This is a genomic window from Camelimonas sp. FR25, assembly GCF_059740505.1.
This window is the reverse complement of sequence record NZ_JCAWFG010000084.1, coordinates 21,444-33,571: the sequence shown is the minus strand read 5'-3', so window position 1 is coordinate 33,571 and position 12,128 is coordinate 21,444. Positions and strand designations below refer to the sequence as shown.

The window sequence follows — 12,128 nt, the reverse complement described above, 5'->3', positions numbered from 1 at the left end:
CCGCGCGCCACGCGACTTGTACTGCCCCGTCGCACGCCACGCGCCGCATCAATTGCTGACGCCAGTCGGGGTGATGAAGGCGCTCAACACCGTGCGCGGCGCCACGGCGAAGCCGAGGCGCTCGTAGAAGCCGATCACCGCCTGATTGGTGTCGCGCACCATCAACTGCACCTTGGGCACGTGGCGTTGGCGCAGCCAGTCGACGCCGGCGTCCACCATGGCCCGGCCAATGCCCTGACGCTTGAACCGCGGATCGACGGCGACGTAATACAGCCAGCCGCGATGGCCATCATGGCCAACCATGACGCTGCCGATGATCTCCGGCGCGCCGTCGGGGCCGATCGCCTCGCGGACCAGCACGTCCGAGGCAGGTCCCGCCAGTGCGAAGCGCAGGTCCTCGCCCGGATCGTTATAACTGACCACCAGATCGCAACGTCGCCACAGCGCGCTGATCTGCGCCGCATCGGCGGTGCAGGCGGAACGGATAACATGGCTCATGACTGGCTCCCTGACGCAAAATGGCCCCGCTAAGGGGCCAGTATTTCACCGTGATGACAGCGACGCCAAAGCCGCGCCTTAGGTTGCTGCGAGCGACAAGCATGCGGGATGCAAGCGGCTCGCATGGACGCTGATTGCCCAGCCGGACGCCACCGCCAGCCAAAGGCGTAGCCTCCTACGGATGGCTATCCCCCAGCCCTGACGCATCCGCCAGGGCTGGGGCGCAGGCTCAGGGCACAGGCTGCAGTTTCGGGAAACTCCACGCGCCGCTCAGCACGGCGTCGCGCGGGCGATACATGCGCACCAGGCCATTCCAGCCTTTCTGGATCGGCAGGCAATTGGCGATTTTGCCGTCGCAGCCGCCGAACTGGATGGTCACGGCGCCGTCGGGCCCCTTTTTGCCGGTGATGCTGTTGATCGAATAAGCGTTGAGCGGGTTCTTCTCGAAGAAGCCGTCGGCGTTATAGACGCTCACCGACCAGAAGCTGTCGATCGGCACATCCTTGGGCACGCTTATCCGGTAGACCTGCACGCCATCGTCATTGGGCGGAACGATGCTGTCATAGGCAGCGTCCTTGTCCGGATTGCCGCCCCAGCCGGCGGCCGTGCCCAGCAAATGCTTGATCGGGTCGACCTGCCCCTTCGGCCCAAAGGCGCCGCGAAAATCCGGACTGAAACGGGCGACGCCGAGCAAGGCGGCGCGCACCTTGTCGAGAGCTGCCTTGTCCCAATTGGGGAATTCCAGCTTGCCGGTCGCCGCCTGGTCGATGCGGACGCCGTCCTGCAATGTGTGCGCCTTCGTCAGGTCGGCAGGATCATTGGGATCCGCCAGCGTCCGCACGGCGATGAACGCATAGCGACTGCCGACCTTCTCCTCGGTGAGTTCGAGCGGCTTGTCGCCATAGACCACGAAGGGCGTGTAGTGATCCTGGTTGACGACCATCAGCGACATGAAGCGGTCGCCAGCGTCGGGCAGTGTGATCGTGGCCGGGCCAGCCTGCAGATCGATGACGCCGAAGGAATACAGCGTGTCGCGATTGAGCCGGATCACCGTCTGATTGTCGATGTCGGCTGGCTCCCGCACATGCATCAATTTGCCTGGGCCGCCCGCCTGGGCGGCGTTCTCCGCCATGTAGCGATCGGATTCGGCGCGGATGAAGTTGTTGATGTCGACCGGGCGCGTCGCCTGCGTCGCCGCCGCCACCGGCTGCTGCGTCACGCCAGCGCTGGCCGTGGAACTGGCGGGCTGCGCGACCGCGAGCGTCGCGGCCAATAGCGGCGCCGCCACCATGATCACCGGAGCCATCGCCCTCCGAACCCTCGCGGGCATCGCATATCCTTCCCGACGATAAAGCCCCGCTCATGTTCAGGCTTGCCCAGACGCAGCCGCCAGGCAATCCGCAATTCGGCTGCAACGCGCAGTTTCTGATGCGTCGCCGATCACTTCCCTGTTGGCCGCTGCAGCGACGTCAGCCACGCATCCGCGGCTGAATACGCCACATGGGCTCACACCCCGGCGGCGAGCCCGGCCCAGACGCCGATCATACCAACAAACAAAACCAGGGATGCGAGCTCGGCGGCGCCGCGAACGATGTGCGTCAGCATGGTGATCTCCTCCTGTGTATAGACTGAGGATGTTCCATGTTTGTTCTCGTGACAAGTCCGGTGATCGTTTTTGTTTTGTTCTAGTGATGCGATGGTAAACTGACGGGGTAAACGTCGGGAATAGGTATGTTGAATCAATCGGATGGCTCAGGTGCCGCCAAACAGGTCGCCAATGGACCATGGCCGGCATCCCTGGTGATTTCCGCCGTAGTGGACATCCATCGGCGGCCGCTACGACCAGACCAGCGCCAGCCGTCTGCATCGCAGATCGCACGAGCGGCCACGCCCGCCGTCATGGTCGGGCTTGACCCGACCATCCACGTCTTTGCCGATGCGACGCGCGCTGACGGCAGTCAGCAGTGAACGGCCTCGGGGCAAGGCCGACGAGGCCTGCCGCCAATGTCGCCTGCACGTGGACGCCGCGAGACGTGGACGCCGCAAGACTCGGACGCCGCGAAACGTGGACGCCGCAAGACGTGGACGCCGCGAGACGTGGATGCCCGCGACAAGCGCGGGCATGACGGCTCTGGAGGCAGCCGAGGGGACGGCAGGCGTCGGAGGAGACGCGGCAGCGGCGCGGGGCACTGCCTTTGCAGGTCCCCATCGCCCACCCGCCGTCATGGTCGGGCTTGACCCGACCATCCACGTCTTTGCCGATGCGACGCTCTGTTGGCGGTCAGCCGTGTACGGCCTCTGGGTAAGGCTGACGAGGCCTGCCGCCAAAGTCGCCTGCACGTGGACGCCGCGAGACGGGGCCGCCGGAGGATTTGGACGCCGCAAGACGTGGATGCCCGCGACGAGCGCGGGCACGACGGCTCTGGAGGCGGCCGAGGGGCAGGCAGGCGTCGGACGAGACGCGGCAGCGGCGCGGCGCAATGCGTTTGCGGGTCCCCATCGCCCACCCGCCGTCATGGTCGGGCTTGACCCGACCATCCACGTCTTTGCCGGTGCGACGCTCTGTTGGCGGTCAGACGTGTACAGCCTCCGGGTAAGGCCGACGAGGCCTGCCGCTAAAGTCGCCTGCACGGGGACGCCGCGAGACTTGGATGCGGCAAGACTTGGACGCCGCAACATTTGGACGCCGCGCGACGTGGACGCCGCAAGACGTGGATGCCCGCGACAAGCGCGGGCATGACGGCTGGTGTTGCGGCGGTGGGGAGGAAACTGGGACACGCGGCGTCAGGCGTCAGGCGTCAGACCTCGGTGGAGGGGTGTCACCGGCTGCTGCACGCGGCGGCCTGAGGACGCATGACGGCGGATGTATGCGCGCCTCGCCTGATCGGCCAGCTCCCCCTCGCGACGATCGCCCAATCAGGCGGCGGGCGGGCCGTAGATCTTGCGGGCGCGCTCTTCGAAGGCCTCGGCGAATTTCTGGAAGGCGCGCTCGAATACGGCGCCCATCATCAATCCGAGCATGCGCGAGCGGAACTCGTAATTGATGTAAAACTGCACGTCGGCGCCAGCGCCATTGGGCGTGAATGTCCAACGGTTCGTGAGATGGCTAAACGGGCCGTCGACATATTCAACGACAATACGGCTCTGCTGCGGGGCGAGCGTGACGCGGCTGGTGAAGCTTTCGGCGATAGTGCGATAGCCGACGCTCATGCGCGCCACCAGCACGTCGCGGTCGGCGTCGTCGGTTTCACGGCGCAGCACCCGCAGGCCGGTGCACAGCGGCAGAAATTCCGGATAGCGCTCCACATCCGCCACCAGCGCGAACATCTGTTCCGGGGTGTAAGGGACCGTGCGCGTGGTGGTGAAAGTGGGCATCCAGCGATTATCCGCGCCGCGGCGGCGCCAGGGTGGCGGCGCGCCTCTGGGTGATCTGTGGACGCCGCAACGCTTTCACGCCGCGGGGCGTCCCATGATTTCATGCGCCGCGCCCTCAAGCGGAGCTCGCCGCCTGATGGCTGACCTAAGGCGACCCGGAGCAACCGGCCCAGGTCGGCGGCGCCAGCAATACCTGGCTTGGCCGGAGACGCAAGAGGCGCACGCAAGTGGCGCTCGCAAGAGGACGTCACAAGCGGCCTTGCGAGCCTACCGGCTTACGTATGGGCTAAACTCGTGAAGCCGCCAAGCGCGCGATGCGCCCTCAGCCACGCGCCGCGCGCGCCGCCTTCAGCCGCTCGAAATCCTCGCCGGCATGGTGCGACGATCGCGTCAGCGGCGTTGACGACACCATCAGGAAGCCCTTGGCCCTCGCGGTGGTGGCGTAAGCGGCGAACTCCGCCGGGGTGACGAAGCGCAGCACCGGGTGGTGCTTTTTCGTCGGCTGCAGATACTGGCCGATGGTGATGAAATCGACCTCGGCGCTGCGCAGGTCGTCCATCAGCTGCAGCACCTCGTTCCGCTCTTCGCCGAGCCCGACCATGATGCCGGATTTGGTGAAGATGCTGGAATCCAGCTCCTTGACCTGCTGCAGCAGCCGCAGCGAATGGAAATAGCGCGCGCCCGGACGCACCTTGAGATATTTCGACGGCACGGTTTCGAGATTGTGGTTGAACACGTCGGGACGCGCCGCCGCCACCACCTCCAGCGCCCCTGGCTTGCGCAGGAAATCGGGCGTCAGGATCTCGATCGTCGTGCCCGGCGCCGCCTTGCGGATGGCGTGGATCACCTGGGCAAAATGCAGCGCGCCGCCGTCCTTGAGGTCGTCGCGGTCGACCGAGGTGATCACCACATGGCTGAGCCCGAGGCTGGCCACCGCATCGGCGACGCGATTGGGCTCATCGCCATCCAGCGGCTGCGGCATGCCGGTCTTGACGTTACAGAAGGCGCAGGCGCGGGTGCAGGTGTCGCCCATGATCATGAAGGTGGCGTGCTTCTTCTCCCAGCACTCACCGATGTTCGGGCAGCCTGCCTCTTCGCACACCGTCACCAGCCGCTTGTCGCGAACAATGCGATTGGTGGCGGCCCATGCGGCGGAGCCTGGCGCCTTGACGCGCAGCCATTCAGGCTTGCGCTGCTGCACCGGCTGGTCGGGACGATGGGCCTTCTCGGGGTGGCGCAGCGTCTTCTCGCCAGCTGAAGGCGTGGCGGAGACCGCGCCGGTCGCGGCCTGCGGGCGGCGGCCCTCATTCAGAAGATCAAGTACTACGGCCATAACGGGCTCCGCGCCTTACGCCTGCGGCCGGCAAAAGCGCCGACGCTGCATCACCTTGGCAGGCAGCGGCTCATGTAACACCGCTGGCGCCAACACACCAAACCGCCCCGTCACGTTTCCCGCACCGCGCAGCGCCTGAGGCGCCATGTTATAGGGCTGGCCCCGCCCACTGGGTGAGGTCCAGCCGTCAATCCCGACCAGGACCAGCCGTGACCAGCCGAGACAAGCCGTCATTGGGGAGGCCGTCTCGTGTCCTGCTCATGTGGTCGCCGCCGCCCGGCGTTGCAATCTCCAGCCCTGCGAGACGCATGCCGCGTGGGTCTTAGCCGCGTCCGCGCACCGCGCGATACACCCAGATGATCAGCACCGCGCCGACCACGGCCGCGGCGAGATTGCCCCAGAAGCCATAGACGGCCATGCCGAGCTGGCGGGCGAGAAAATTGCCGACCACGGCGCCGATGATGCCCATCAGGATGTTGGAGAAGAACCCCATATCGGCGCTGGTAACCTTCTCGGCGATCCAGCCGGCGAGCGCGCCGACGACAATCGCCATGATAAAGCCGACCCCTGGCTGGCCGAGCGCGCCATACACCTGCGTTTCCATCATCCCCTCCTTCAGTCGCACGGGCCGACCGCGCCATCCTGCGCCTGGGATCAGGCGGTGGAATCGCCAGGGTCGCCGCAGGCCACAGCAAATCGTCGCCCCGCCAGCTGTGCAAGCGCTTCAGCGCCACGCCGCGGGCCAGAAGCCCCAACCCACGGCGATGTGAGCGGATAACGCCGCGCCTGCAGCGCCATCCGTCAGGGCCCCATCAGGCCGCCCCCCTGGGCCCAATCAAGTCCCCCACCGCGAACCTCGCCAGTATCGCAACCAGCTCACCTGACGGCGCAGGTCCGCTCAGATGTGGATCGCCCGGCCCCAGGCGTCGAGCACGCTCTCATGGATGGTCTCGGACAGCGTCGGATGCGGGAACACGCTGGCCATCAGATCTTCTTCCGTCGTCTCCAGATTCATCGCCACGACGAAGCTGTGGATCAGCTCGGTGACCTCAGGCCCGACCAGATGCGCGCCCAGCAGCTTGCCGGTGTCCTTTTCAAAGATGGTCTTGACCAGACCCTCCGGCTCGCCCAGCGCGATGGCCTTGCCATTGCCGACGAAGGGGAATTTGCCGACGCGGATATCGTAGCCGGCTTCCTTCGCCTTGGCCTCGGTGAGGCCGACCGAGGCGATCTGAGGGTCGCAATAGGTGCAGCCAGGAATGCGCAGCTTGTCCATGGCGTGGACATTCAGGCCAGCGATGGCCTCGACGCAGGCGACGCCTTCATGCTCCGCCTTGTGAGCCAGCATCGGCGGGCCAGCCACGTCGCCGATGGCGTAGACGCCGGGCACATTGGTGCGGCCAAGCCCATCTGTGACGACGCAGCCGCGCTCGGTCTTCACCCCGAGCTTTTCGAGGCCGAGATTCTCGATATTGCCGACGACGCCGACGGCGCTCAGCACCCGCTCCGCCTCGATGCGCAGGCTTTGCTTGCCGTCATCAATGCTGGCGACGACGCTGTCGGCCTTCTTGTCGAGACCGGTCACTTTGGCGCCGGTGAGGAATTTGACGCCGCGCTTCTCCAGCCGTTTGCGGGCGAGGCCGGCGATTTCGGCGTCTTCCACCGGCAGAATCTGCGGCAGCAGTTCAACCACCGTCACCTCGGCCCCAAAGGCGCGATAGAACGAGGCGAACTCAATGCCGATCGCTCCGGAGCCGATCACCAGCAGCGACTTCGGCATGGCCGGCGGCACCATGGCCTCGAAATAGCTCCAGATCAGCTTGCCGTCGGGCTCCTGGCCCGGCAATGCGCGTGGCCTGGCGCCGGTGGCGAGAATGACGTGCTTCGCCTCGTAGACGCCCTCGCCTTTCACGCCCTTCGGGGCCGGCGGCTGTGGCTGCATCGGCGGCTTGCGCGTCGCCTTCACCGCGATCGCCGCGGGTTTGTCGCCCATTGCGCCGCGCGTCACCTCGGCTTCGCCCCAGATGACGTCGACCTTGTTCTTCTTCAGCAGGAAGCCGACGCCGGTGTTGAGCTGGCGCGACACGCCGCGCGAGCGTTCAACGATCTTGCCGATGTCAAAGCCATGGTCGCCAGCGCTAAGGCCGTAATCGGCGGCGCGCTCCATGTAATGATGGATCTCCGCCGAGCGCAGCAGCGCCTTGGTGGGAATGCAGCCCCAGTTCAGGCAGATGCCGCCCAGATGCTCGCGCTCGACAATGGCGGTGCGAAATCCCAGCTGCGCCGCCCGGATGGCGGTGACGTAGCCGCCGGGACCGGAGCCGATGACGATGATGTCGTATGTATCTGCCATAACGAACGCTTTCGCGGTGGGAACGGCGCGTGGCGCGCGCCGTCCGCAGATCAGGTCAGCGGTCCAGCCTCAGGCCAGGATCGAGGCCGGGCTTTCGATGAGCGCCTTGAAGGCCTGCAGCAATTGCGCGCCGAGCACGCCGTCGACGGCGCGGTGATCGACCGACAGCGTCACCGTCATCATGGTGGCCACCGCCGGCTTGCCATCCCTGACGACGACCCGCTGCTGGCCCTCGCCCACCGCCAGAATGGTGGCGTGCGGCGGGTTGATCACCGCCGCGAACTCGCGCACGCCATACATGCCGAGATTGGACACAGCGGCCGATCCCCCAGTGTATTCCTCCGGCTTCAGGCGACGGTTCTGCGCCCGCGCCGCCAGATCACGCACCTGGCTGGCCAGGGCCGAGATGGTCAGCTGGTCGGCGTTGCGCACCACCGGGGTGAGCAGCCCGCCAGGGATCGACACGGCGATGCCGACGTCCACCACCTTGTGGCGCAAAATGGCGTCGCCAGCGAAGGAGACATTGGCGTCGGGCGTGCGGCGCAGGGCGCCGGCGAAGGCCTTGACCACCAGATCATTGACCGAGACCTTCCAGGCCGGCTTGCCGTCCTCGCCCTTCGGCGCGCCGGCGTTGATCTGGGCGCGCAGGGCCAGCAGCGCGTCGATGTCGCAATCCACCGTCAGATAGAAATGCGGCACCGTCTGTTTGGATTCGACCAGGCGACGGGCGATGGTCTTGCGCATGCCGTCGAGGGCGATCTCCTCGAAGCTGTCGGGTGCGAACATGGCGCGCACCGCAGCGCCATCTGGCCCCGAGGCCAGAGCAGCTGGCGCGGCGGCCTGGCCCGCAGGCTTCGCGGCGACGCCAGAGGGCTTCGCCTGCAGCACGTCGCGCTCGATGATACGACCGCGCGGACCGGAGCCCTTGAGCGCAGACAGATCAATGTCCGCCTCTTTGGCGAGGCGGCGCGCCAGCGGGGAAGCGAAAACGCGCTTGCCGTCGGTGGGCGCCGAATGCGCCTTTGCGGCAGGCGCAGCGTCCCCATTCTGCGGCGCAGCCGGCTTGCTGGCGCTGGCCTTGGCCGTCGCGGCGCCGGCGTCGTCTGCTTTGGCCGGGCTGGCTCCAGCGTCGGCATTGTCCTTGTCGTCCGCCGCGGCATCGGCGCTGGCCGACGTGGTTGCGGCGGCTGAGGCCGGAGCGGCTGCGGCGGCGTCCACCTCCTCGCCTTCCTCGGCGATGATGGCGATCACGGCGTTGACGGCCACCTCATCCGTGCCCTCGGCCACGAGGATTTTGGCCAGCACGCCCTCATCGACCGCCTCCACTTCCATGGTGGCCTTGTCGGTTTCAATCTCGGCGATCACGTCGCCCGAACGGACGACGTCGCCTTCCTTCTTCAGCCAGCGCGACAGCTTGCCTTTTTCCATGGTCGGCGAGAGCGCGGGCATCAGCACATTGGTGGGCATGCGCGTGGCTCCTCAGCGATAGCAGACGGCGCGCGCCGCCTCGACCACCTCCGCCGCCGACGGCAGCGCAAGCTTTTCAAGATTGGCGGCGTAAGGCATCGGCACATCCTTGCCCGACACGCGCGTCACCGGGGCGTCGAGATAGTCGAACGCCTCCTCCATGATGCGCGCCGAGATCTCGGCGCCCATGCCCGCCTGCGGCCAGCCTTCCTCCACCACCACGCAGCGGCCGGTCTTCTGCACCGAGGCGATGATGGTTTCGGTATCGAGCGGGCGTAGGGTGCGCAGGTCGATCACCTCGGCCTCAATGCCATCGGCGGCCAGGGTCTCGGCGGCGGCCAGCGCATAGGTCATGGCGTGCGACCAGGCGATCAGCGTCACATGCTGACCTGGGCGGGCGATGCGCGCCTTGCCGATCGGCACGATCCAGTCCTCGACGTCCGGCACATCGAAGGACTGGCCGTACATGATCTCGTTTTCGAGGAACACCACAGGGTTGGGGCTGCGGATCGCCGCCTTGAGCAGGCCCTTGGCGTCCGCCGCCGTATAGGGCGCGATCACCGTCAGGCCAGGCACGTGGCTGTACCAGGACGAATAATCCTGGCTGTGCTGGGCGGCGACGCGGGCCGCCGCGCCGTTCGGGCCGCGGAAGACGATGGGACAGGTGATCTGGCCGCCGGACATGTACAGCGTCTTGGCGGCGGAATTGATGATGTGGTCGATCGCCTGCATGGCGAAATTGAAGGTCATGAACTCAACGATCGGCCGCAGGCCGCCGAAAGCGGCGCCGACGCCGAGACCGGCGAAGCCATGCTCGGTGATCGGCGTATCGACGACGCGGCGCTCGCCGAACTCCTGCAGCAGGCCCTGGGTGACCTTGTAGGCGCCCTGATATTCGGCCACCTCTTCGCCCATGACGAACACGGTCTCGTCACGGCGCATCTCTTCGGCCATGGCGTCGCGCAGGGCCTCACGCACGGTGATCTTCACCAGCCTGGCACCCTCGGGCAGGGTCATGTCGGCGGGGGCTGCCTGCACTGGCTTCTGCGGCGCTGCTGCAGAGGTGGCGCTGGCATCGGCGTCAGCCGCAGCAGGCTTGTCGCTTTTCGGCGCAGCTTCCGCCTGGGGATTCTCAACGTCTCCGGCGGCGGGCTTGTCAGCGCCTGCGGCGGACACGTCCTCGCCTTCTGCGGCGATCACCGCGATCGGCGTATTGACCTTCACGCCCTCCGCGCCTTCCGGCACGAGGATCTTCGCCAAAACGCCCTCATCGACCGCCTCCACTTCCATGGTGGCCTTGTCGGTTTCGATCTCGGCGATCACGTCGCCGCTGCGCACGGAGTCGCCTTCCTGCTTGAGCCAGCGGCTCAGCTTGCCCTCTTCCATGGTGGGCGAAAGCGCGGGCATCAATACGTCTGTGGGCATGGGTCTGGCTCGATCACAATGGGGCTGCCGGGTGACGCCATCTGGCGGCGTCGCTGCACGTCGTCTCATGCGTGGAGGCGACGCCGGGGCGTCGGCCTCCTGCCTTGCTCAGGCGCGCGGGGCGTCGTGCGGCAAGGTCACGTCGGTCCACAGTTCAGACGGATCCGGCTCCGGATCATGGGTGGCGAAGTCAGCGGCTTCATTGACGATGCGACGCACGTCGGCGTCGATCTGCTTGATCTCGTCCTCGCTGACGCCGTGCTCGCCGAGCAGGCGCTGGCGCACCTGGTCGATAGCGTCATGCTCGGTGCGCATCTTCTCGACCTCATCGCGGGTGCGATATTTGGCTGGGTCAGACATGGAATGGCCACGATAGCGGTAGGTCTGCATCTCCAGGATGTAGGGGCCCTTGCCGGCGCGCGCCGCGGCGATGGCGCGATCGCCCGCCGCCTTCACGGCGCGAATGTCCATGCCGTCGACCTGCTCGCCCGGAATATTGAACGACACGCCGCGCTTTGAGAAATCGGTCTGGGCCGAGGCGCGGTTCACCGACGTGCCCATGGCGTAGCGGTTGTTCTCGATGATGTAGACGACCGGCAGGCTCCACAGCTCCGCCATGTTGAAGCTCTCGTAGACTTGGCCCTGGTTAGCGGCGCCGTCGCCGAAATAAGCGAGGCAGACGCTGTCGTCGCCACGATAGCGATTGGCGAAGGCGAGGCCGGTGCCGATCGGAACCTGGGCGCCGACGATGCCATGGCCGCCGTAGAATTTCTTCTCGGTGGAGAACATGTGCATCGAGCCGCCCTTGCCCTTGGAATAGCCGCCGCGGCGCCCGGTGAGCTCGGCCATCACGCCCTTGGGGTCCATGCCCATCACCAGCATATGGCCGTGATCACGGTAGCCGGTGATGTTCTGGTCACCCTCCCTGGTCGCCATATGCATGCCGACCACCACGGCCTCCTGGCCGATATACAGGTGGCAGAAGCCGCCGATGAGGCCCATGCCATACATCTGGCCCGCCTTCTCCTCGAAGCGGCGGATCAGCAGCATCATGCGATAGGCCTCAAGCTCCTCCTCGCGGCTGAGCTGCGCCAGCTGCGGCGCTGCGGCGCCTGCATCCGCCGCAGCGTCCGCCTGCGGTTCAGGAGAGCCCTGCTCACGCCGCGTACTGGCGGAAGACCGGGATTCGGTCGTGTTTCCGGAAGAAAGGGCAGATGCAGGTTTCTTCGTCATTACGGCCTCAAATTATGCGGCGGCGGCGCGCCGCCCGCCATGTCGTTCGCCACCCCTCCATAAAGAGGCGCCGTGCGAACCCAGATCAGGCCCAGGGGGCTCCAGCCCTGCCCGCTCCCATCTGCTCAACGTGGTATCATACTAAAGTCTAATGCCACTGGAGCACAAGCCTGGCCGCCCGATACGCCCGGCGCGCCCTGCAGCGCGCCACAGGCGACAGGCGCCTGCTCGCCACAGGCCTGGCGACCTACTATCGCTGGGCAGGTTCAACCGAAGCGGCGCGCAGGTCAATCCGCAGCTTTCCGTTGCTGACGTAGCGTAAACTGATCAGGTGGCGACGATATCTGACGCAAAGGCGGCGCAAAATCGTGGGGACGCGCCAGAAAAACCCCCGGAAAGATCAAAGCCAGTCTACGCTGACCAGAAATCGCACGGCGCGGTTTA

General features: G+C 66.3%; 9 protein-coding genes. All 9 read right to left on the bottom strand.

Annotation, left to right across the window (positions count from 1 at the left end; all coding sequences use genetic code 11):
* Positions 1–48: 48 nt before the first annotated feature.
* The gene (locus tag AC6A67_RS11120) at positions 49–498 is read right to left on the bottom strand and encodes a GNAT family acetyltransferase (protein WP_498036627.1); all 450 of its coding nucleotides are present in this window, start codon (positions 496–498) and stop codon (positions 49–51) included.
* Positions 499–727: 229 nt separating this feature from the next.
* Positions 728–1,828: a DUF1254 domain-containing protein gene (locus AC6A67_RS11115; protein WP_498036626.1), complete on the bottom strand. Its 1,101-nt coding sequence runs from the start codon at positions 1,826–1,828 to the stop codon at positions 728–730.
* A 1,586-nt stretch (positions 1,829–3,414) separates the two neighbouring features.
* Positions 3,415–3,873 (bottom strand): type II toxin-antitoxin system RatA family toxin, encoded by a 459-nt coding sequence (locus tag AC6A67_RS11110; RefSeq protein WP_498036625.1) that lies wholly within the window; start codon positions 3,871–3,873, stop codon positions 3,415–3,417.
* A gap of 322 nt (positions 3,874–4,195) precedes the next feature.
* Positions 4,196–5,206 (bottom strand): lipoyl synthase, encoded by a 1,011-nt coding sequence (gene lipA, locus AC6A67_RS11105; RefSeq protein ID WP_498036624.1) that lies wholly within the window; start codon positions 5,204–5,206, stop codon positions 4,196–4,198.
* A gap of 322 nt (positions 5,207–5,528) precedes the next feature.
* Positions 5,529–5,810, bottom strand: coding sequence for a GlsB/YeaQ/YmgE family stress response membrane protein (locus AC6A67_RS11100; protein WP_498036623.1), 282 nt, complete (start codon positions 5,808–5,810; stop codon positions 5,529–5,531).
* A gap of 294 nt (positions 5,811–6,104) precedes the next feature.
* Positions 6,105–7,559 (bottom strand): dihydrolipoyl dehydrogenase, encoded by a 1,455-nt coding sequence (gene lpdA / locus AC6A67_RS11095; RefSeq protein ID WP_498036622.1) that lies wholly within the window; start codon positions 7,557–7,559, stop codon positions 6,105–6,107.
* 69 nt (positions 7,560–7,628) lie between these two features.
* Positions 7,629–9,026 carry a pyruvate dehydrogenase complex dihydrolipoamide acetyltransferase gene (locus tag AC6A67_RS11090; protein WP_498036621.1) on the bottom strand — a complete coding sequence of 466 codons (1,398 nt, stop codon included), beginning with the start codon at positions 9,024–9,026 and terminating at the stop codon, positions 7,629–7,631.
* A gap of 12 nt (positions 9,027–9,038) precedes the next feature.
* The gene (locus AC6A67_RS11085) at positions 9,039–10,451 is read right to left on the bottom strand and encodes a pyruvate dehydrogenase complex E1 component subunit beta (RefSeq protein WP_498036620.1); all 1,413 of its coding nucleotides are present in this window, start codon (positions 10,449–10,451) and stop codon (positions 9,039–9,041) included.
* Between the two features lie 108 nt (positions 10,452–10,559).
* Entirely contained in the window at positions 10,560–11,684 is a 1,125-nt protein-coding gene (gene pdhA, locus AC6A67_RS11080; protein WP_498036619.1) for a pyruvate dehydrogenase (acetyl-transferring) E1 component subunit alpha, read from the bottom strand.
* Positions 11,685–12,128 lie beyond the last annotated feature (444 nt).